This is a genomic window from Streptomyces sp. NPDC126499 (genome assembly GCF_040302485.1).
Classification (GTDB): domain Bacteria; phylum Actinomycetota; class Actinomycetes; order Streptomycetales; family Streptomycetaceae; genus Streptomyces.
The window spans coordinates 44,020-62,679 of the sequence record NZ_JBEOUO010000001.1; the positions used below are offsets into that span (position 1 = coordinate 44,020).

General features: G+C 71.2%; 25 protein-coding genes and 1 tRNA gene. 21 read left to right on the plus strand and 5 right to left on the minus strand.

All coding sequences use genetic code 11. The annotated features are described in order from the left end of the window. The first annotated feature begins 388 nt into the window (after positions 1–388). The 17 genes from ABTZ91_RS00260 (at position 389) to ABTZ91_RS00340 (ending at position 12,824) form a co-directional block, all read left to right on the plus strand. Positions 389–652, plus strand: coding sequence for a DUF6284 family protein (locus ABTZ91_RS00260; RefSeq protein WP_352074837.1), 264 nt, complete (start codon positions 389–391; stop codon positions 650–652). Beyond that, positions 649–924 (plus strand): DUF6303 family protein, encoded by a 276-nt coding sequence (locus ABTZ91_RS00265; protein ID WP_352074838.1) that lies wholly within the window; start codon positions 649–651, stop codon positions 922–924. The genes ABTZ91_RS00260 and ABTZ91_RS00265 overlap by 4 nt, the downstream gene beginning before the upstream one ends. Continuing rightward, positions 921–1,091 carry a hypothetical protein gene (locus tag ABTZ91_RS00270; protein ID WP_352074839.1) on the plus strand — a complete coding sequence of 57 codons (171 nt, stop codon included), beginning with the start codon at positions 921–923 and terminating at the stop codon, positions 1,089–1,091. The genes ABTZ91_RS00265 and ABTZ91_RS00270 overlap by 4 nt, the downstream gene beginning before the upstream one ends. Next, a complete protein-coding gene (locus tag ABTZ91_RS00275) occupies positions 1,088–2,227 on the plus strand; it encodes a conjugal transfer protein (RefSeq protein ID WP_352074840.1) in 1,140 nt (379 codons plus the stop codon). Before ABTZ91_RS00270 ends, ABTZ91_RS00275 begins: the two co-directional genes overlap by 4 nt. Continuing rightward, positions 2,224–3,252 carry a DNA cytosine methyltransferase gene (locus tag ABTZ91_RS00280; RefSeq protein ID WP_352074841.1) on the plus strand — a complete coding sequence of 343 codons (1,029 nt, stop codon included), beginning with the start codon at positions 2,224–2,226 and terminating at the stop codon, positions 3,250–3,252. Before ABTZ91_RS00275 ends, ABTZ91_RS00280 begins: the two co-directional genes overlap by 4 nt. Then, complete coding sequence (locus ABTZ91_RS00285; protein ID WP_352074842.1) at positions 3,236–3,616, plus strand: DUF6251 family protein; 381 nt, start codon at positions 3,236–3,238, stop codon at positions 3,614–3,616. The genes ABTZ91_RS00280 and ABTZ91_RS00285 overlap by 17 nt, the downstream gene beginning before the upstream one ends. A gap of 1 nt (position 3,617) precedes the next feature. Next, positions 3,618–3,812 (plus strand): hypothetical protein, encoded by a 195-nt coding sequence (locus ABTZ91_RS00290; protein WP_352074843.1) that lies wholly within the window; start codon positions 3,618–3,620, stop codon positions 3,810–3,812. Between the two features lie 111 nt (positions 3,813–3,923). Beyond that, on the plus strand, positions 3,924–4,337 hold the full coding sequence (locus tag ABTZ91_RS00295) for a hypothetical protein (RefSeq protein WP_352074844.1): 414 nt from the start codon (positions 3,924–3,926) through the stop codon (positions 4,335–4,337). A gap of 91 nt (positions 4,338–4,428) precedes the next feature. Next, entirely contained in the window at positions 4,429–4,632 is a 204-nt protein-coding gene (locus ABTZ91_RS00300) for a DUF6257 family protein (RefSeq protein WP_352074845.1), read from the plus strand. Between the two features lie 87 nt (positions 4,633–4,719). After that, positions 4,720–6,903 carry a cell division protein FtsK gene (locus tag ABTZ91_RS00305; protein ID WP_352074846.1) on the plus strand — a complete coding sequence of 728 codons (2,184 nt, stop codon included), beginning with the start codon at positions 4,720–4,722 and terminating at the stop codon, positions 6,901–6,903. Between the two features lie 141 nt (positions 6,904–7,044). Further along, entirely contained in the window at positions 7,045–7,296 is a 252-nt protein-coding gene (locus tag ABTZ91_RS00310) for a hypothetical protein (protein WP_352074847.1), read from the plus strand. A 159-nt stretch (positions 7,297–7,455) separates the two neighbouring features. Beyond that, positions 7,456–7,644: a hypothetical protein gene (locus ABTZ91_RS00315; RefSeq protein WP_352074848.1), complete on the plus strand. Its 189-nt coding sequence runs from the start codon at positions 7,456–7,458 to the stop codon at positions 7,642–7,644. Between the two features lie 8 nt (positions 7,645–7,652). Further along, positions 7,653–8,318, plus strand: a complete 666-nt coding sequence (locus ABTZ91_RS00320; RefSeq protein WP_352074849.1) for a hypothetical protein — start codon at positions 7,653–7,655, stop codon at positions 8,316–8,318. 87 nt (positions 8,319–8,405) lie between these two features. Beyond that, the gene (locus ABTZ91_RS00325; protein WP_352074850.1) at positions 8,406–9,257 is read left to right on the plus strand and encodes a DNA primase; all 852 of its coding nucleotides are present in this window, start codon (positions 8,406–8,408) and stop codon (positions 9,255–9,257) included. A 2-nt stretch (positions 9,258–9,259) separates the two neighbouring features. Next, positions 9,260–10,735: an ATP-binding protein gene (locus ABTZ91_RS00330; protein WP_352074851.1), complete on the plus strand. Its 1,476-nt coding sequence runs from the start codon at positions 9,260–9,262 to the stop codon at positions 10,733–10,735. A gap of 500 nt (positions 10,736–11,235) precedes the next feature. Then, complete coding sequence (locus tag ABTZ91_RS00335; RefSeq protein WP_345486319.1) at positions 11,236–11,442, plus strand: helix-turn-helix domain-containing protein; 207 nt, start codon at positions 11,236–11,238, stop codon at positions 11,440–11,442. Then, the gene (locus ABTZ91_RS00340) at positions 11,439–12,824 is read left to right on the plus strand and encodes a tyrosine-type recombinase/integrase (protein WP_352074852.1); all 1,386 of its coding nucleotides are present in this window, start codon (positions 11,439–11,441) and stop codon (positions 12,822–12,824) included. The genes ABTZ91_RS00335 and ABTZ91_RS00340 overlap by 4 nt, the downstream gene beginning before the upstream one ends. A 151-nt stretch (positions 12,825–12,975) precedes the next feature. Here ABTZ91_RS00340 and ABTZ91_RS00345 read toward each other — a convergent pair. Then, positions 12,976–13,057 (minus strand) — tRNA-Tyr (locus ABTZ91_RS00345). 170 nt (positions 13,058–13,227) lie between these two features. Here ABTZ91_RS00345 and ABTZ91_RS00350 point away from each other — a divergent pair. The 3 genes from ABTZ91_RS00350 (at position 13,228) to ABTZ91_RS00360 (ending at position 14,962) form a co-directional block, all read left to right on the plus strand. Then, a complete protein-coding gene (locus tag ABTZ91_RS00350) occupies positions 13,228–13,719 on the plus strand; it encodes a YajQ family cyclic di-GMP-binding protein (RefSeq protein ID WP_345486323.1) in 492 nt (163 codons plus the stop codon). A 92-nt stretch (positions 13,720–13,811) separates the two neighbouring features. Continuing rightward, positions 13,812–14,336, plus strand: coding sequence for a methylated-DNA--[protein]-cysteine S-methyltransferase (locus tag ABTZ91_RS00355; protein WP_352074853.1), 525 nt, complete (start codon positions 13,812–13,814; stop codon positions 14,334–14,336). Then, on the plus strand, positions 14,336–14,962 hold the full coding sequence (locus ABTZ91_RS00360) for an alpha-ketoglutarate-dependent dioxygenase AlkB (RefSeq protein ID WP_352074854.1): 627 nt from the start codon (positions 14,336–14,338) through the stop codon (positions 14,960–14,962). The genes ABTZ91_RS00355 and ABTZ91_RS00360 overlap by 1 nt, the downstream gene beginning before the upstream one ends. 98 nt (positions 14,963–15,060) lie before the next feature. On the opposite strand, the gene ABTZ91_RS00365 is transcribed toward ABTZ91_RS00360, so the two are convergent. Further along, a complete protein-coding gene (locus ABTZ91_RS00365) occupies positions 15,061–15,330 on the minus strand; it encodes a GlsB/YeaQ/YmgE family stress response membrane protein (RefSeq protein WP_345486325.1) in 270 nt (89 codons plus the stop codon). Positions 15,331–15,387: 57 nt separating this feature from the next. Here ABTZ91_RS00365 and ABTZ91_RS00370 point away from each other — a divergent pair, with 57 nt between their 5' ends. Then, positions 15,388–16,620 (plus strand): amino acid permease, encoded by a 1,233-nt coding sequence (locus ABTZ91_RS00370; RefSeq protein ID WP_352074855.1) that lies wholly within the window; start codon positions 15,388–15,390, stop codon positions 16,618–16,620. Between the two features lie 146 nt (positions 16,621–16,766). On the opposite strand, the gene ABTZ91_RS00375 is transcribed toward ABTZ91_RS00370, so the two are convergent. The 3 genes from ABTZ91_RS00375 to mscL form a co-directional block, all read right to left on the minus strand. After that, the gene (locus tag ABTZ91_RS00375) at positions 16,767–17,174 is read right to left on the minus strand and encodes a YccF domain-containing protein (protein WP_352074856.1); all 408 of its coding nucleotides are present in this window, start codon (positions 17,172–17,174) and stop codon (positions 16,767–16,769) included. Then, a complete protein-coding gene (htpX, locus tag ABTZ91_RS00380; protein ID WP_352074857.1) occupies positions 17,171–18,034 on the minus strand; it encodes a zinc metalloprotease HtpX in 864 nt (287 codons plus the stop codon). The genes ABTZ91_RS00375 and htpX overlap by 4 nt, the downstream gene beginning before the upstream one ends. A gap of 128 nt (positions 18,035–18,162) precedes the next feature. Beyond that, positions 18,163–18,633, minus strand: coding sequence for a large conductance mechanosensitive channel protein MscL (gene mscL / locus ABTZ91_RS00385; RefSeq protein WP_352074858.1), 471 nt, complete (start codon positions 18,631–18,633; stop codon positions 18,163–18,165). Between the last annotated feature and the right edge of the window lie 27 nt (positions 18,634–18,660).

Here is an 18,660-nt window from a genome sequence, read left to right on the forward strand (position 1 = left end):
CCTTCTCCGCATGATGAGGAACAGGTAATACATGTACCTCATTGAGCTTCGGGCTCGATGCGAGGTGCTGCGCTCGACGCCCGGAGAGCTCCGTGTAGGCGGGTCGGCTCGATGGAAGCGCCCGGTGCTTGAGAACTGAACAGCGTGATGAGGGTTCGCCGCCTGTCCTTGGGCACAACAAGGCGGCCGGCGCGGCACAGGTCCGCGCGCTCAGCCCCTCCGCAGCCGTTCGGCTGCGGCCGGTTGCCTCCTCCGCCCGTCCGGTCCCTTCGCGGGGCCGTACGGGCGGGGTCGAGGGGAGCCGGATGGTTCCAACGGCAAGAGGCCCCGGTGCGGGAACACCGGGGCCTCGGTTCGGGCCGTTCCTCTGAGAAGGGAGCACGACCCAATGAAGTCCATCGCTGCACTTCAGACGGCCGTTACGGCCGTGGCATTCGACGGTGAGCCGTCGGACGCCGAGCTGGACGCGATCGAGCAGGAGATGCCGCTGATCCTGGCGGAGGTCGACCTGCTCGACGCGCAGATCATGACGCTGGACCGTCCGGCCACGGTGCTGGACGAGCGGCGCATCCGCCGGGCCCGAAACCGGGTCTTGGTCGAGCGCCGGAACCTGACCAACCGCGCCGGCGTGACGATGGGCGGTGCGGCATGACGTACACCGCGCACCTGGCCAACCCGTTCACGGGTGAGTGGGAGCTGTACGTGGTGCTCAAGGAGCACCGCTCCGCCGACTGGCCCGCCCACGACTTCAAGCGGGTCTCGGTCCCGACCTGGGCGGAGCGGATCGAAGCACTGGCCCTGCTCGGCTACGAGCCCGACAACGCCGAGGGCGACTGGGAGTGGCAGGAGCTGTCCGGCCCCGACGAGGACCGCGTCCGCCTGCTCGCCTCCCTCGACGTCCGCCTGATCGGCGGTGCCGCATGAACCGCCTCACCTTCTGGTGCCTGCTCGCCCTGTGCGTCGCCGTGGAGGTCCTGGGGCTGGTCGTCGGCCGCCGGGACGTCCACTACGCCGGAGGGATCGCCGGTGTGGGTGTGATCGCCGTGGCACGGATCCTCTGGCTGGCCCGCCGGGACGGGGGTGAGTCGTGAACGCCACCGGCAAGCCCCTGAGCCGGGTGCAGAAGCTGGTGCTCGGTGTCGCGTTCGTGCCGATGCTTGCCACCGGCGGCGCCGGCGCCTATGGCACCTACACCAACATCAAGGCCGCATACGGCTCGGGAACGGCGGTGGGTGCGGTCGCGGCCGGTGAGGGTGCGACTGCGGTTCTCGCGGTGGTGCTGCTCGGGCTGACTCTGCTGGGGCAGTCGGCCCCGGCGGTGATCCGGGCGGGGCTGTGGGCTCTGCCTGCTGCGGCGTCCGCTATGTCGGCCATGGCCGCCACCGGCGCGGGTGAGATCGTCATCTACGCGCTCACTCCGTTGGCCATGACGGCGTCTGCCGAGGGCGCCGCGTTCCTGGCCCGACGGATTGTGGTCTACCGCGACGGCCGCGACGCCGAAGCCGAGCGCCGCGCCGCCGAGGTCGTCCAGGCCCTCGCCTATCACCGGGCACGGGCGGCGAACCACCCCGACGAAAAGGTCCGTCGACAGTCGGAGCTGGAGTCGTGGAAGCTGGCCAAGCGGGTCGGTACGGGCGATCTCGCGCTCGGCGAGAAGCTGCTCGATGTCCAGCGCACCCAGCTCACCACCGGCGCCGAGGCGGCCCTCACCGCCATGTACGCCATCACCCCGAGCGCCGGCCCGGCCGGTGAACCGGTCGAGATGACGGTGGAGCTGGAGGTCGACCGGTCCACCCGACCGATCCACTTCCCGAATGCGGAGGAATCGACCCAGACCGGTATGGAACGGTCTACCTCTGAGCAGGCCGTTCCGGCCCTGGAGCCCGTTCCCGTCGAGTACGGCCGCGCGCACGACCTGTTCGAGCAGGAAGAGTCCACCCCGCCCGACGTGGTGGCGCCGGTGGAGTCGACCGGTCCGGCCGTGGTCCGTGCGGTCGCGGCCGAGCCGTCGACCCCGCGCCGGGTGACCCGGCGGGTGCCCGAGGCCGCCAAGTCACCGCAGCCGCGCCGCACGAAAAATGAGCTGCTGGCGGAAGCGCGGCAGTTCACGGAGTCGTGGCCGGTGGAGCATCTGACGGCCGACCGGATCCGCAAGGCGCTGCGCACGTCGCCGGAGAAGGGGCGGTGGCTGCGCGACACCCTGAAGGCTGAGAGGGCGGCGGCGTGAGCGGGCTGCGTATCGGTTCGGTGTGTACCGGTTACGGCGGGCTGGACATGGCCGTCCAGGCCGCCATGGGCGGGGCGCCGGCGTGGGTCGCGGACAACGACTCCGGGGCGGCCCGCATCCTGGCCCACCACCACCCTCAAGTGCCGAACCTCGGCGACATCACCGCCGTGGACTGGCACGCCGTGGAGCCGGTCGACGTCATCGTCGGCGGGTATCCGTGCCAGCCCTTCTCCACCGCCGGCAAGCGGAAAGGAACCGCCGATGAGCGGCACATCTGGCCGTACATCGCGAACGCCCTTCGCGTTCTACGACCCCGAATCGCAGTCTTTGAGAACGTCGCAAACCACCTTCGACTGGGATTTGCCGATGTCCTCGCCGACCTTGCCCGCCTCGGGTTCGATGCGCAGTGGTGCCTTGTACGCGCATCGGAGGTCGGCGCTCCCCACCAACGCCAGCGTCTCTTCGTCCTCGCCGTTGCTGCCGACCCCGACGGCCTCGGAGGCGACGGGCGCCGGGCACGCGGCGCAGGGCGGGATGAACCTCCGCCACACCGTCACGCTCCTCCCGACACCAGCGGCGAGGGACTGGAAGTCCGGCGAGTCGAACCTCATTGGAACGAACGCCAGGCCGCTGAACGAGGTCGTGGTGAACCTCCTACCGACACCGACGCGAGCGGACGGAGAGCGGACGAGCCCGACGTTCGGCCAGGGCAACCCGACGCTGACTGGGGCCGTTTCGCCCCCGCCATCACCCGCTGGGAAGCCGTCACCGGACGACGTGCCCCCTGGGCAACTGACGATCGACGCCGCCTGAACCCCGCCTTCGTCGAATGGCTCATGGGCCTCGAAGCCGGCCACGTCACGACCGTGCCCGGCCTGACCCGCACCCAGCAACTCAAGGCCCTCGGCAACGGCGTCGTCCCCCAACAGGCCGAAGCCGCCATTCGTCTCCTGCTCGCCCAGTCCGCGACCGGACCGGTCGCCTCCATGACCTCACCGAGGAGAACCCATGGAATCGCTGCCTGAACCCGCCCGGATCGTCCAGCTCCCGGACGGCACCTACACCTACGCCGACCAGCTCCCGGCGACGTTCCAGCCGGCCGCCGGGCCGCAGGTCATTCATCAGCACATTCACCAGGCACCGCCGGACCGCACGGTGCAGCGGATCGCGCTCGGCTCCGGCATCGGCGCCGGCACCGTCGCGGCCGGGGTCTACTTCGGGCCCCTTCTCGTCGGTGCGCTGACCACGATCGCCGCGAACCTGGCCCTGCTCGCGTTCCTCGCCGTCGTCCTCGCCTGGGGCGTCCACACGGTCGTGAAGTCGATCGGCGGCCCGGACGGCAAGGCCGCCGCCAAGACCCTGGCCCGTGCCCGCAGGAAGGGGAAGTGACATGTTCCGTGCCGGAGACAAGGTGTTGATCCTCGCGTGCGAGGACGACCCCCGCGCGATCGGCAAGACCGGCCGCGTCCTGGACGAGGTCCCGCCCGGCCCGCTCACGGAACACCGGTGGACCGTCGACCGGATCAGCATCTGGATCGCCCCCGTCCTGGTCCACACCCACGAAATCCGCAAGGTCGACTCCTGACCCGCTGCATCCCGCAGGACTGACGCCTGCCTGTCCGCCCTCCGGCCCCGTGCTGGGGGGCGGGTGGGGAGTCGGGACAGCCCCGGCACCTCTTCCGAAGAGAGGCTGAGCATGACGACGCACTACCCCCGACGGGACGGACGGCCGTTAGCGGGCTGGATCGACCTGCCTGCAGACATCCGGGAACACCTCGCCAGCCAGGTACCCGCCCGCCTCCAGAGGATCATGTACAACACCGAGGTGGGTGAGGTGCCGGCAGACCAGTTCGCCGCCGCCATCGCTGAGGCAGATCGCAAGCTGGCCGAGCTGCTGGCCGCCGACCCCGACGCCCGTCAGTACTTCGGCGACTGGACGTTCGCAGCGGTGGCCGACACGTCCGACCCGATGGGGGCGGCGGAAGCGGAGTACTACCTCTGTGACGCGCTGATCGAGTACGGCGAGCGGCACTACGGCGACCGGGCCGGCGTCTGGAGCCTGCCAATCCTGGATCCCTCCCTCTACGGCCTGTTCAAGGAATCGCGCTGACCGGACCCTGACGGCTGCCTGTCCACCCCTGGCCCCACGCCGGGGGTGGGTGGGGAGTCGGGACAGCCCCGGCCCCAGAGAGGGACCGATCGTGGCCAGCACGCAGAACGCCGAGCAGGACCCGAACTACCCGAAGCTCACCGCCGGAGAGCACGCCCGGATCGCGTTGAACGTCGCCCGGATGTGCAAGCGCTCCCTGGCCGGTGAGAACGCCGACCGCTCCGACCTGGAGCGCAAGGTCGACCGGATCATCGACGGCGCCCGCAAGCGCGCCGAGAAGAACGGCCGCAAGTAGCTGTGCCCCGGGGCGGCCGACAGCCGCCAAGCATCCCGACCGCCCCGGGCCCTTGTTCCCTCCCCTGTCGAGAGAGGAAGCACTTCAGTGAAGCACCCCGAGGACGACAACGAACTGTTCAACCGCCTGGAAGCAGAGATGGCCGCCGACGCCGGCGCCGAGGTGGTCGACCTGGACAAGGCCCGCGCCGCCCGCGACACCACCCCCAGCACTACCGTGGTCGACCCGACCGAGCCGGAGGGCGAGCGGCCGTTGGTCGACCTGCCGAGGCCAGTGGCGACCGGGCCGGGCTACCTGGGTCGACTGGCCGGGGCCAAGCGTCGGGACGTGATTCCGGTCTGGCTGCGGTCTACCTCTGAACTGCGCACGGCGGCCGGGTGGGTGGCCCGCCACTACACCCACACCGTCGGCTACCACGCGCTGCGCGCGCCGATCTACGCCGCCCGGCTCGCGCTGCAGTCGCCCGCGGGGACGGCCCGGTTCATCGGCGGCACGATGCGGTGGGTGTCCGACCGCGAGGGTGAACCGGTCCGCGCTGCCGCCGTACGGCGGGAGGACGCGGCCGAGTACCTGCGGCTGTCCGCGCAGCGCGACAGCCGCGTGAAGCTGCGCATGATGGTCGCCGCCCTCGCCATGTTCGTCGGCCTCACCGTCGCGCTCGCCATCTACGTCCTCGCCCCCGGATGGGTCCAGGCCCTCTCGGTCGGCACGGTCGTACTCGCCCTCGGCGCCGCAGGCCGCAAGGCCGACGCCCCGGTCATCCACCGCGCGGTCGAGCTGCCCAAGGCCAGCAAGCTCACCTCCGACATCGTGCTCCGCGCGCTCGGAGCCCTCGGTATCCCCGCGATCAACCAGGCGCAGGGCAAGGGCCGGGACGGGTTCGAGTTCACGGCCCCCATCACCCGCGACGGCCCCGGATGGCGCGCGCAGGGCAACCTGCCCTACGGCGTCACGGTCACGGACGTCATCGAGCGCCGCGAGCGTCTGGCGTCCGGCCTGCGTCGTCCGCTGGGCTGCGTGTGGCCCGAGCCGGCCTCGGAGGAACACCCCGGCCACATGGTGCTGTGGGTGGGTGACCAGGACCTGACCAAGGCAAAGAAGCCCACCTGGCCGCTGGCCAAATCGGGCAGCGTGGACCTGTTCAAGCCCGTCGCCTACGGCACCGACCAGCGCGGACGCTGGGTCGACGTCACCCTGATGTACATCGCCGGGGTGATCGGCGCGATCCCCCGCATGGGCAAGACGTTCCTGCTGCGTCTGCTGCTGCTCATCGCCGCGCTCGACCCGCGCGCCGAGCTGCACACGTACGACATGAAGGGCACCGGCGACCTCGACCCGGTCGGCAACGCCGTCTCCCACCGGCACGCCGCCGGCGACGACGACGAGTCCATCAACTACGCGCTTGCCGACTTCCGCGCGCTGCGCGAGGAGCTGCGCCGCCGCACCAAGGTGATCCGGGGCCTGCCCCGGGACATCTGCCCCGAATCGAAGGCCACCTCCCAGCTCGCCGACAAGCGCTCCTTGGGGCTGCACCCGATCGTCGTCGGGGTGGACGAGTGCCAGGTTCTGTTCGAGCACGCCGAGCACGGCAAGGAGTTCGAGGAGATCGCGACCGACCTGGTCAAGCGCGGTCCCGCCACCGGGATCGTGCTGCTGCTCGCCACCCAGCGCCCCGACGCCAAGTCGCTCCCGACGGGCATCTCGGCGAACGCCGGCGCCCGCTGGTGCCTGAAGGTCATGGGCCAGACCGAGAACGACATGGTGCTGGGCACCTCCGCCTACAAGCGCGGTGTCCGCGCCACCATGTTCGCCTGGGGCGACAAGGGCATCCACTACTTCGTCGGCGAAGGATCCGACGCCCGGATCGTCTCCGCCGTCTACGTCGACGCCCCCGGTGCCGAGGCCATCGGCGCCCGCGCCCGCGCCGCCCGCGAGAAGGCCGGGCTCCTCACCGGCTACGCCATGGGCGAGGCGCCGGAGGTCGTGACCGGCCCGGCCTACGACCTGCTCGCCGACATCCTCGCCGTCGTCCCCGCCGCCGAGGCCAAGGTGTGGTCCGAGACCGTCGTGGCCCGACTCGCCGAACTCCGCCCTGAGGTCTACGACGGGTGGGAGCCCGACGCGCTCGCCGCGGCGCTCAAGCCGCACGGCATCTCCACCGTCCAGGTCGGCCGCCGGGTGGACGGCAAGGTCATCAACCGTCGGGGCATCACCCGCGCCCACATCGCCGATGCGGTCGCTCAGCGTGACGGGAAGCGGGACGCGGGATGACCGTCCGGAGCCGCTAGCGCTAGCAGCAACCCCCGCTAACGTTAGCGGCTCCGCTAGCACCCCAAACCGCCTCTGAGCTGGCCGCTAGCGGATAGCGGCCCACCTGCGAAAACCCCTGGAAACCGCCTGGGAGGGCCCTTCATGACCCCCGCCCTGTTCGCTATCGCCTGCCTGCTCGCCGTCACCCTCGGTTACATCGCGAAGTGTGCGGCGTCGCCGTTCGGGACCTGCCGCAAGTGCCGCGGCCTCGGTCACGCGCTCAAGACCGACCGCAACGGGCGCCCCAAGCGCGGCAAGGACTGCCGCCGCTGCCAGACCACCGGCAAGCGCATCCGCGTCGGCCGCTGGCTCTACAACCGCGCCACCGCCACCTACCGCGCCGGCACCCGCTGAACCCAGACGTAAAGCGGCCGACGGCGCCCGTCATCAGACGTACCCCGCTCCTAGCTGGAGCCAGGCGGACGCAGCCGTCGGCCATCCCCTGAGCTTGTCAGCACCCGAGGGTGCCCACACCCAATCACCCACCCGACTCACCGTCAAAGGAGATCCGCCATGGCCCTGACCGTCTCCCTGGTCGCCCTGTTCGGACTCGTCCTGTTCTTCCTGCTCCGCTCCAACACCCTCGGCTACGGCTCCGCGTTCGTCGCCGCCGGGTTCGGCTTCTTCCTCGCCTCCACCGGCGCGGCCACCCCCATCAACAACCTCGCCAACGCCGTCCTCGACGCCATCCCCAACCTCTGAGGAGTCCCATGTCCCGCAAGACCCTGCCGTGGTTCGAGACGCTGACCGACAGCGTGTACGCCCTGGGCGCCGCCGCCCGTGAGACCCGCACCGCTCACCAGGCTGCGCAGGCCGCCACCGCCCAGTACGACCTCGACCGCGTCCACCTCCTCGACGGTGAGATCACCGTCCCCGGACTGTTCACCCCGCCTCGGCCCCACGACCGCGCCGTGACGGGCATCGGCAAGGCGCTGCAGGAGTGCCGGGACCGGATGGAGCGCCTCTACACCGACGCCGCGCTCAGCTACGCCTACGGCACCGCCTGGGCCATTCTGCGCGTCCTCGACGGCCAGGAACCGCCCCGCGTGGAGCTCTGTCTCACCGCCGAGGGCGGCCTGATCATTCCGGCCCAGCTCGCTCCCATCCCGCCCGCCATCGAGGGACTGGGTCGCTGGCGGGACAACGCCAAGTTCGAGAAGGCCCGCCAGCGGTGGTGGGACTGCGACTCCGCCGGCGAATACGCCTCCGCTCTTGACGAGGAGGACTACCTAACGGACCACGAGGCGTACGAGATGCACCTGGCGTTCGCTGAGGCGAGCGGCCTGGCGGACGCCGCCTACGCCTACGGCGTCCTCGCAGAATCCGCCCTCCGCTTCACCCTGCTCGGCACCCGCGCCCGCCACACCCACCCGTAGCTACGCCGAGGGCGGCCCCCTGAATCCGCCAAGACCCGGGGCCGCCCTCGTCTACCAGCACCTTCTACAGAACTGGAGACACCCAGCATGACCCATCCGACGTTGATCCGGCGAGACAGCGCGCTCGCCCTCGCTGTCAACGGTCTGCCGGTGCTGCCACTGAGCGCCGACAAGCGCCCGTTCGGCAACTGCCCCGACTGCCGGGACAACCGCTGCGGCGGGCGGCCGAACATGAAGACCCCCGGACCCTGCCAGTGCCCGCGTCCGTGCCACGGATGGGCCGCCGCCACCACCGACCCGGCGGTGCTGTCGTCCGGCCCGTGGGAGGGCGCTTGGCGTCGCGCTGGGGCCGTCGCCTACCACCCCGGCGCCGCTAGCGTGACCGTGGTCGACCTGGACGACGCGGACGCGATCGCGTGGGCCCGCCGCACCCTGCCCGCGACCCGCACTGTCGCCACGACTCGGGGTGAGCACTGGATCTACCGGGGAGCGATGCAGTCCGCCAACGGTGTGCGGCCGGGCGTGGACATCAAGTCGTCCATGTCCTACGCCCGTTGGCTCGGCCCCGGCACCGGCACCATGGCGGCCCTGCCGTCGGTCGTCCGGACGCTGGTCGAGAAGAAGCCGTCCCCGGTCCGGCCGATGCCGACCCCCGTCACGGTGCCCGCGCCGGCCGGGGGCGGGAAGTGCCCGCACCGCTCGCCCGCCTACCTGGAGCGCGGGATCGCCATGGCGGAGCAGCGCATCACCGACGCCACCAGCGCGATCCACAACACGGTCTACGCGACGTTCCTGGCGGTGCTCTCCGCGCACGGCCGGTGCGGCTGCCTGACCGAGGCGCACATCGAGCGGCTGTTCGCGGCCGCGCAGGCAAAGGGGGAGTCGGTGCGGCACTGCACGGACGGCTGGACCAACGCCCGTACGGCGTTGGGACTGTAGCCATGTCCGAGGACGAGAAGACTCCGGCCCGCGAGGTCATCACCGACTACGCGCAGCAGCATTTCCGGTACTTCCGCACCGCCGACGGCACCGTCTACGCCCAGCGCAACGGCCAGCCCGTCGCCCGGCCGATCCGCTCGCAGGGCACCGCCGGCAGCCACCGGCAGGAACTCATGGTCGGCCTGTTTCGCGACGGGCTCGGCGTGTTCAACGGCACCGCACTCAAGGAGGCTCTGGACTTGATCGAGGCACTGGCCATGACCCAGGAAGTGCAGCCCGTCCACATCCGGGTCGCCCCCGGCTCCGACGGAGCGACGTGGCTCGACCTGGGCCGCAACGACGGGAAGTCCGTCCGCATCCACCCCACCGGATGGGAGATCGTCACCCCCGAGCCGCGCGAGGTGTGCTGGCGGCGCACCCAGCTCACCGGGGAGCTGCCCCTGCCCGCGAAGGACACCGACGGCAAGGGCATCGACCTGCTGCTGCGGCTGTGCAACTTCGCCAACGCGCAAACCGAGTGCCTGGCCATCGCCTGGCTCATCGGCTGCCTCGGGCCGTCCGTGCCCGTCCCCGCACCGTTCCTCACCGGCCCTCAGGGCGCGGGCAAGTCCACCGGCGGACGGATGCTGGTGCGGATCATCGAGGGCATGAGCGGCGACCTGCGCCGGGCGCCGAAGGACGAGGAGAACCTGATCGCGGCCGTCGCGGCCGGGTGGGTCACTGCCCTGGACAACCTCTCCCACCTCGCCCCGGATCTGTCCGACCTGATGTGCTGCATCGTCACCGGCGCCGAGACCGTCAAGCGCGCTCTGTTCACCGACGGCGACGTGGTCCGGGCCCGCTACCGTCGGCCGCTGCTGCTGACCGGCATCGACGTCGGCGTCATCCGGCCCGACCTCGCCGAACGCCTGCTCCCGCTCCGCCTGGAACGCCCCCGGGTGCGGCGGACCGAGGCGGAGCTGTGGGCGGAGTTCGAAGAGGCCCTGCCCGTCATCCTCGGCTCCCTGCTCGACCTGACCGTGAAGGTCCGCGCGACCGAGGCCGACATCCCCACCGACCTGCGGATGGCCGACTTCGCGCACCTGTGCGCGCAGCTGGACGCGGCCACCGGCTTCGGGGCGCTGGACGCCTACCGCGCCAGCCTGGACGACCTCAACGACGACGTCATCGAGGGGGACCTGCTCGCTCAGACCGTCCTCAAGCACGCCGCCGGCATCGAGCCGGGCACCGAGATCCGGATGACGTCGGCGGAGTGGCTGCACTGCCTCACCCAGCTCTACACCGGCGAGGACTTCCGGCCGCTGCCCAAGGGGTGGCCCACCACCGGCAAGGTCCTCTCCGACCGTCTCAAGCGCCTGCAGCCCGTCTTCACCGCCCGGGGCGTCCTGGTCGACTGGGGCCGGACCCGCACCGCCCGCTACATCGAGATGGCCCGTCCGGCGACCCAGGCGCCGGACGAGCAGAGCGAGATGTTCTAGGCCCGGGACCGGACAGCCCGTCCGCACAAGCAAGAGGAGCACCCCCGCCCGGCGCGGCGTGCTCCTCTTGCTCTTCGGCGGCAGCGCCGCCGCTCAAAGGACGCGCCGCTCTGCGGCTCCTTCTTCATGCCTGAAGGCACGCGCAACAACAGACACTCCCCTCTCTTTTCCTAAGAGAAGAGATCCTGCGTCACCTGCGTCACCCCGCCCCCGAAAAAGATCTCTGAGCTGGAACGACGGCCGTGACGCAGGCCAGCGACGCGTGCGTCACGCCGCGTCGCCTGCGTCACCGGTGACAGAAGCGTGTGTCACGGGTGACGCACGCCGGAACCCCCTGCGTCACCCAAACCCCCAGGTCAAGCGGCACAGGAGACGCAGATGTCGCGGTGACGCAGAAATCCGCACCTCGGACAGCGCGGACCGTCCCGACTCGCCGTCCCTGCCCGTCTTCGCCCCCGCCGACGACGGTGCTCCGACTCCCACACCCAAGGAGGGACCCGATGGCCCGTACCGCCCGCCGCCGTGAGCCCGCCGACGAGTGGCTCCCCCTGACAGACGTCCTCGCCGAGATCGGCATCACCCGAGCCACCTACTACCGCTGGCGCAACCGGGGCTATGGCCCCGAGGTGAAGCGCCTGCCCAACGGGCACCTGCGCGTCCGCCGCAGCGTGCTCGACGCCTTCCTGAACGAACTGGAGACCGCGTGACCGAGTGGAGCTACACCGTACGGATCTGGAGCATCAGGAAGCGGCCGTACCGCAAGCCGTACCAGCTCCGGTGGCAGGTCGGCACGCGGCCGCACTCCGAGTCCTTCCTGACGCTCGGGCTCGCCGAGAGCCGGCGGGCGCAGTTCATCACGGCGACCCGCGAGGGCGAGCCGTGGGACGTCGACAGCGGCCTGCCGAAGTCGATGGTTCAGAAGGCCAAGGACATCTCCTGGTACCAGCACGCCAGGAACTACGTGGAGATGAAGTGGGACCACTCCCCCGCCTCCACCCGCCGGAACCTCGCCGAGGCCATGGCCACCGTGACACTCGCCCTGGTGAGGGACACCAAGGGCATGGGTGACAAGAGGGCCGTCCGTCGCTCGCTCTACACCTGGGGCTTCAACGTGAACCGGTGGAAGGAGGAGCCCCCCGAGGAAGTGGCGGCGCACCTCGCGTGGGTCGAGCGGAAGTCGGTCCCCACCTCCCAGCTCTCCGACCGGATGCTCGTCCGCCGGGCCCTGGACGCCTGTGCCCGGCGGCTGGACGGGAAGACGTCGTCCGGCTCGGTCATCGCCCGGAAGCGGGCCATCTTCCACCAGGCCCTCAGCATCGCGGTCGACGCCGAGTTGCTGGGCGAGAACCCCATGGCCGCCCTCAAGTGGAAGGCGCCGGAGCGGGTGGAGGAGGAAGTCGACCCCGAGGCCGTACCGGATCCGGCGCAGGCGGCCGCGCTCCTGGCCGCCGTCGGCCGGCAGGGAGACCGCGGGCGCCACTTGGCCGCGTTCTTCGGGTGCCTGTACTACGCAGGCGCCCGGCCCGGTGAGCTGGTCGGGATCCGGCTCCAGGACTTCGAGCTGCCCCGACGCGGGTGGGGACTCGTCCGCCTCCGGGAGAGCCGTGCGCGCTCCGGCAGCTCCTGGACGGACAGCGGGGAGGCTCACGACCGTCGCGGCCTGAAGCACCGGACCCGGAAGACCGTCCGGCACGTGCCGATCCCGCCCGAGCTGGTCGCCATGCTCCGGTGGCACGTCACCCTGTACGGCACCCACGCCGACGGCCGGCTCTTCCGGACCGCCCGGGGCGGCATGGTTCAGGAAAGCGGGTACGGCGAGGTCTGGGCGAACGCCCGGCAGGAAGCGCTCAGCCCGTCCGAACAGGAATCGAAGCTCGCCAAGCGGCCGTATGACCTTCGTCACGCCGCCGTTTCCACGTGGCTCAGCTCCGGCGTGGAGCCACAGCTCGTCGCCCAGCGGGCCGGCCACTCCGTGGCTGTCCTCTTCCGGGTGTACGCGAAGTTCCTGAAGGGCGGCGACGAGGCCGCGAACGCGAAGATCTCGGCCCGGCTGAACCAACACCGCGCCGGGGTACCCACCGGGGTCTGACCGGCTTGGCCGACCGTCCACGGCCCGTCCACACACGCTGGTAGAAGGTGGGATCGGGCGAGACGCAGTGAGACAGTGCGCCACACCGGTCCAAAATCAACAAGACGGCCCCTGATCGCATTTCCGCAGATCAGGGGCCGTCTTCATCGCGTGGCGGCGCCAGGATTCGAACCTGGGTAGGCTAAGCCGACGGATTTACAGTCCGCTCCCATTGGCCACTCGGGCACACCGCCATGGGATCGCTGCCTCGGAGCCGCTTTTCGGCGGTGCTCCCTGGCAACGACGTAAACAATACCTGATCCCCGGGGGTGCTTCGCCACCGGATTGATCACGGGTTCGCGGCGGCGCGGGTGGCTACGCTTTGTGTCGTACCCGAACGCATCCGAGCAAGGAGCCCCACCTCATGGCCGACTCCAGTTTCGACATCGTCTCCAAGGTCGAGCGGCAGGAGGTCGACAACGCCCTCAACCAGGCCGCGAAGGAGATCTCCCAGCGCTACGACTTCAAGGGCACCAACGCGTCGATCTCCTGGTCGGGCGAGAAGATCCTCATGCAGGCGAACGGCGAGGAGCGGGTCAAGGCGATCCTCGACATCTTCCAGTCCAAGCTGATCAAGCGGGGCATCTCGCTGAAGTCGCTGGACGTGGAGGGCGAGCCGCAGCTGTCCGGCAAGGAGTACAAGCTCTTCGCCTCCATCCAGGAGGGCATCTCCCAGGAGAACGCCAAGAAGGTCTCCAAGATCATCCGCGACGAGGGCCCCAAGGGCGTCAAGGCGCAGGTGCAGGGCGACGAGCTGCGGGTCAGCTCGAAGAGCAGGGACGACCTCCAGGCCGTGCAGCAGCTCCTCAAGGGCAAGGACCTGGACTTCGCGATCCAGTTCGTGAACTACCGGTAGGACCTCAGGACCTCAGGGCCTCAGGACCAGGCCCTCAGGGTCGCGTCCGAAAACCGCCAGCCGTCGGCTCCGGCGGCTCGCACACTGGACCCATGACGACGATGAGCACTCTCTACACCCACGTCGACGGCCCCCTCGGCCCGATGCTCCTGGTGGGGCACGTGGCCGACGGGGGCCGGGTCGTGCTGCGGTCGCTGTCGCTGGAGGGCCAGAAGGGCGGCGCCGTCGTCCAGGACGGCTGGACTCACGAACCGCGGGCGTTCGAGGAGGTCGTCCGGCAGCTCGGCGAGTACTTCGCCGGGCAGCGGGACCGCTTCGACGTCCTCTGCGACGGGCAGGGCGGGACGGAGTTCCAGCGGCGGGTGTGGCGGGCCCTGGAGGAGATCCCGTACGGGACGACCGTCTCGTACGGGGAGATCGCCCGGCGGGTCGGCTCCCCCGGCGCCGGGGTACGGGCCGTGGGCACCGCGATCGGCCGCAACCCGCTGCTCGTGGTGCGGCCCTGCCACCGGGTGATCGGGGCCGACGGGGCCCTGCGCGGCTACGCGGCCGGCCTGGACCGCAAGGAGCGGCTGCTCGGGCTCGAAGGCGCGCTCCAGGGTGCGCTCGCCGGCTGATGGAGGGCCTCTTCCCGCGCGAGCGGACGGAGCCCGCGCCCGGGGCGGTGCACGTGCCCGGCTGGCTGCCGTTCGAGCGCCAGCGGGAACTGGTGGCCGCCTGCCGGGAGTTCGGGCGCGGACCGGTCCGGTACGAGGCGACCGTGCTGCCCGGCGGCGGGGTGATGTCGGTGCGCTCGCTGTGCCTCGGGCGGCGCTGGGAGCCGTACCGCTACCTCGGGCCCGAGCAGAACCTCCTCGAACTGCCCGGCTCGCTCGCGGAGCTGGGCCGTGAGGCGCTGGTCGAGGCGTACGGCGCGCACGGCGGTTTCGCGCCGGACACCGCGCTCGTCAACTTCTACGCGGACGGTGCCCGGATGGGCATGCACCAGGACAGGGAGGAGCGGTCCGGTGCGCCCGTGGTGTCGCTGAGCCTCGGCGACACCTGCGTCTTCCGGCTCGGCAACACCGAGGACCGCGGCCGGCCCTGGACCGACGTGGAGTTGGTGTCCGGGGACCTCTTCGTCTTCGGCGGGCCGTCGCGCTTCGCGTACCACGGCGTACCGAAGGTGTACGCCGGGACCGCCGCCCCCGGCCTCGGCCTCGCCGGGCGGCTGAACATCACCCTGCGCGAGACCGGGCTCTGAGCGGCCGGGTCCTGAGGGGCCGGGTCCTGAGCGACCCGACTGTGAACCACCAGGCTCTGGGCGGCCGGGTCCTGAGGGGGCCGGGCTCTGAGCCTTCCTCAGCGCTCCCTGGAATGGCCGAAAAGGATCCGGTACGCGATCAGCAGCACCAGAGAGCCGCCGATCGCCGACAGCCAGGTGGCCCCGTCGTAGAAGTCCGCGCTGATCGGTCGGTCCAGGAAGCGGGCCGACAGCCAGCCGCCGAGGAACGCGCCGACGATGCCGATGACCGTCGTGCCGATCAGGCCGCCGGGGTCGCGGCCCGGCAGCAGGACCTTCGCGATGACACCGGCGAGCAGGCCGAGAACTATCCAGCTGATGATGCTCATGCCCTGGAGGACGCCCGCCGGTCCCGGCCGGTTGCCGGGTCCCCTAGTGTGCGGGGCATGACACCTGAACTGCGCCGCACGCTCGGCGTCTTCGACGCCGTCGTCGTCGGGCTCGGGGCGATGCTCGGCGCGGGGATCTTCGTGGCGCTCGGGCCGGCCGCCGGCGCGGCCGGCACGGGGCTGCTCCCGGCGCTCGGGGTGGCCGCCGTCGTCGCGTACTGCAACGCCATGGCGTCGGCCCGGCTCGCCGCCCGTTATCCGGCCTCCGGCGGCACCTATGTGTACGGGCGGGAGCGCCTCGGCCCGTTCTGGGGCTATCTGGCGGGCTGGGCGTTCGTCGTCGGCAAGACGGCCTCGTGCGCGGCGATGGCGCTGACCGTCGGGGCGTACGTGTGGCCGGGGCAGGCGCACGCGGTGGCGGTCGCCGCCGTGGTGGCGCTGACGGCCGTGAACTACCGGGGCGTGCAGAAGTCGGCACTGCTGACGCGGCTGATCGTGGCGGTCGTCCTCGCCGTGCTGGCCGCCGTCGTCACGGCGAGCGCCGGCGCGGGGCAGGCCGGGCGGCTCGGCCTCGACGCGGACGTCCCGGCGGGCGGGGTGCTCCAGGCGGCGGGCCTGCTGTTCTTCGCGTTCGCCGGGTACGCGCGGATCGCCACCCTCGGCGAGGAGGTGCGCGACCCGGAGCGGACCATCCCGCGGGCCGTGCCGATCGCCCTCGGCATCGCGCTCGCCGTCTACGCGGCCGTCGCGGTGTGCGTGCTCGCCGTGCTCGGCCCGGAGGAGCTCGCGGCCTCCCTCGCCCCGCTCGCGGACGCGGCGCGCGCGGCGGACGCCGACTGGCTGGTCCCGGTGGTCACCGTGGGCGCGGCGGTCGCCGCGCTCGGCTCGCTCCTCTCGCTGATCCTCGGCGTGTCGCGGACGACCCTCGCGATGGCCAGGGACGGCCATCTGCCGGCCACGCTCGCGGCCGTCCACCCGCGCTACCGGGTGCCGCACCACGCGGAGCTCGCGGTGGGCGCCGTGGTGGCCGTCGTGGCGGCGACGGCGGACGTGCGGGGCGCGATCGGTTTCTCGTCGTTCGGTGTGCTGGTCTACTACGGCATCGCCAACGCCTCCGCCTGGACCCTGGGCCGCCGCGAGCGGCCCCTGGCCGCCCTGGGCCTGGCCGGCTGCGGAACGCTGGCCTTCGCCCTTCCGCCGGCCACGGTGCTGGCGGGGACGGGAGTGCTCGCGGTGGGTCTGGTCGCGTACGCGGTCAGCCGCGGGCGACCGGCGCCGCCACGGGGTTGAGCGGGACACCGGAGCCGGGGCCAGGGGCCCGGGGGCCCGGGGCCCGAAACGGGCCCGGAGCCTGGAGCCGAGGGCCCGGAGACACCGGGGCCGGCCCGGGGCCGAGGGGCCGGAGCCAGCCGGGCACGCACAGCCCGGCGTCCCCCCTACCGCGGCTGGTACCCGTACGCCCCGTACGGCTGGTCCGTCGGGACGATCTCCTTGCCCAGGGGCAGCAGCGAGACCGGGATCATCTTGAAGTTCGCGATGCCGAGCGGGATGCCGATGATCGTGAGGCAGAGCGCGATGCCGGTGGTGATGTGGCCGAGGGCCAGCCACCAGCCGGCGAGGATCAGCCACAGCACGTTGCCCACGCACGAGGGCGCGCCCGCGTCGCGGCGGTCGACGACCGTGTGGCCGAAGGGCCACAGGGCGTAGACGCCGATGCGGAAGGCGGCGAGTCCGAAGGGGATGCCGATGATCGTGACGCAGAGCAGGACGCCGGCGGCCAGGTAGCCGAGGAACATCCACAGTCCGCAGAGGATCAGCCATACGACGTTGAGGATCGTCTTCACGGGCGGCGACCTGCCATCTGCTCGAGCCGGGCGATGCGTTCGGCCATCGGCGGGTGGGTGGAGAACATCTTCGAGAGCCCCTGTCCGGGCCGGAAGGGGTTCGCGATCATCATGTGGCTCGCGGTCTCGATCTTGGGCTCGGGCGGCAGCGGCAGCTGCCTGGTGCCCGTCTCCAGCTTGCGCAGGGCGCTGGCGAGGGCGAGCGGGTCGCCGGTGAGCTGGGCGCCGGAGGCGTCCGCCTCGTACTCGCGGGAGCGGGAGATGGCCAGCTGGATGATCGACGCGGCGACCGGGCCCAGGATCATGATCAGCAGGAAGCCGAGGATGCCGGGGCCGTCGTCGTCGTCGGAGCGGCCGACCGGGATCAGCCAGGCGAAGTTGACCAGGAACATGATCACGGAGGCGAGCGCTCCGGCGACCGAGGAGATCAGGATGTCCCGGTTGTAGACGTGGCTGAGCTCGTGGCCGATGACACCGCGCAGCTCGCGCTCGTCGAGGATCGCGAGGATGCCCTCGGTGCAGCACACGGCCGCGTTGCGCGGGTTGCGTCCGGTCGCGAAGGCGTTGGGCGCCTGGGTGGGCGAGATGTAGAGCCGGGGCATGGGCTGGCGGGCCTGGGTGGAGAGCTCGCGGACCATCCGGTACAGGCCGGGGGCCTCGAACTCGCTCACGGGCCGGGCCCGCATGGCGCGCAGCGCCAGCTTGTCGCTGTTCCAGTAGGCGTACGCGTTGGTGCCGAGCGCCACGAGGAGCGCGACGATCAGCCCCGTACGTCCGAAGAAGCTGCCGATGACGATGATGAGGGCGGAGAGCCCTCCGAGGAGTACGGCGGTCCTCAGGCCGTTGTGCCGGCGGTGCACGGTACGCCCTCCAAGTGGTGCGGCAGGGGAACCCTTCTGTCCAGTGGACCCTCCCTACCTGGTCAACGCCACGCGGGAGGTACGGGTTCCCCGGCCGCGCCGGGGGGTGGCGCGGTCCGTACGGGTGATCAGCGCTGCAGGGGCACGGGGGTCAGGTCCAGGCCGGCCTTCTCCAGGGCGGCGGGGAGCGGCTCGACCTCGCTGGTGCAGTGGCCGCAGCGGGAGGCGATGGCCGGGATCTCGGTGAAGCAGCGGGGGCAGTCGCGCTTCTCCGACTTCGGGTCGGCCGCCTCCTCCCGGGCGAACCGCTCCTGGAACTTCGTCATGGGGACGACGATCAGGAAGTACAGGACGGCGGCGGTGATGACGAAGGCGATGGCGGCGGCGATGGCCAGACCGTAGGGGAAGACGGTCTTGCCGACGGTGAAGTGCGCCTCGCTGAAGTCGCCGACCGAGCCGGTGGCGAGGCCGATGAGCGGCGTGATGAAGGCCTTGCTGAAGCCGGTGACGACCGCCGTGAACGCCGATCCGACGGCCAGGCCGATGGCCATCGAGACGACGTTCCCGCGAAGGATGAAGTCCTTGAAACCGCTCAGCACGGGTCCTGCTCCTTGGTGTTTCTCGGT